The sequence below is a fragment of the Streptomyces sp. NH27 genome (assembly GCF_056859195.1).
Genome location: NZ_JACEGK010000910.1, coordinates 1 through 1,520, shown reverse-complemented (window position 1 = coordinate 1,520; position 1,520 = coordinate 1). Strand labels below are relative to the sequence as shown.

Sequence of the window (1,520 nt, the reverse complement as noted above, 5' to 3'; positions counted from 1 at the left end):
GCCCGCGGTACGGCGAGAGCTCCCTCCTGCGCGTGGCGGCCGGCACGTCCCGTCCCGTATCCCCACGCCATGTCAGGAGTGCGTTCGTGTCCGCGAACACCGCCGCCGGCAGCACCGGTCCGGCCGAGCCCCGCAACCGTTCGTCCATACCCAAGGTCCCGTTCTGGGCGCAGATCATCGCCGGCCTCGTCCTCGGGGCGCTGCTCGGCTGGCTCGCCCGCAGCCAGGACATCAGCTGGCTCACCACCACGCTCGACAAGATCGGCAGCCTCTTCATCCAGCTGCTGAAGCTGGCCGTGGGCCCGCTGGTCTTCTTCGCGATCCTGGTGTCGATCACCAACCTCCGCAAGGTCAACAACGCGGCCAGGCTGGCCGCCAGGACGCTGCTCTGGTTCATGATCATGTCGCTGATCGCCGTCGCCATCGGCATCGCGATCGGCCTGATCACCAACCCCGGCTCCGGCACCGGCCTCACCGCCAAGGACGGCAAGCTGCCGCAGCACTCGGGCTCCTGGATCGACTTCCTCACCGGCATCATCCCGACCGACGTCATCACGCCCTTCACCGAGCTGAACGTCCTGCAGATCGTGTTCATGGCGGTGATCGCCGGCATCGCGGTGCTGAAGGTCGGCGAGCGCGCCAAGCCCGTCCTCACCCTGAGCGAGGTCGTCCTCGAACTGCTGCAGACCGCCCTGTGGTGGGTCATCCGGCTCGCGCCCCTGGGCACCGTCGGCCTGATCGGCTACGCCATCGCCTCCTACGGCTGGGACCTGATCGGCAAGTACGCGACATTCACCGCCGACGTCTACGTGGGCTGCGCGCTGGTCCTCTTCGGCGTCTACCCGCTGCTGCTGGCGACGGTCGCCAAGGTCAACCCGCTGCAGTTCTTCAAGGGCGCCTGGCCCGCGATCCAGCTGGCGTTCGTGTCCCGCTCCTCGGTGGGCACCCTGCCGGTGACGCAGAAGTCGGCGGAGCGACTCGGCGTGCCGAAGACGTACACCTCCTTCGCGGTGCCGTTCGGCTCGACCACCAAGATGGACGGCTGCGCGTCGATCTACCCGGCGATCGCGTCGATCTTCGTGGCGCAGATCTTCGACGTGCACCTCGGCGTGCAGGACTACGTGCTGATCGCGTTCGTCTCGGTGGTCGGCTCCGCGGCGACGGCCGGCCTCACCGGCGCGACGATCATGCTGACGCTCACCCTGTCCACGCTCGGCCTGCCGCTGGAGGGCGTCGGCCTGCTGATGGCGATCGACCCGATCCTGGACATGATGCGCACCGCCACCAACGTGGCGGGCCAGATCGTGGCGCCGATCATCGTGGCCGCGCAGGAGGACATCCTCGACCGCGAGGCGTTCAACGCGGCCACCGCGTCCCCGGTCGACGACGACGTCGACGTGCACCGCGACCAGGACGAGAGCCTGGACCGCGAGCTGACCGCGGCCGTCTAAGACCGCGGCCGTCCAGCGACGGACCGGCGGGCTGCCGCCGAACATGACGACGGGCCTGCTCTCCCCCAC

1 protein-coding gene is annotated in these 1,520 nt (G+C 69.0%); it reads left to right on the top strand.

The window, feature by feature from the left end:
• The first annotated feature begins 86 nt into the window (after positions 1 to 86).
• Entirely contained in the window at positions 87 to 1,451 is a 1,365-nt protein-coding gene (locus AC13HU_RS37000) for a dicarboxylate/amino acid:cation symporter (RefSeq protein ID WP_483046384.1), read from the top strand.
• The last annotated feature ends 69 nt before the right edge of the window (positions 1,452 to 1,520 follow it).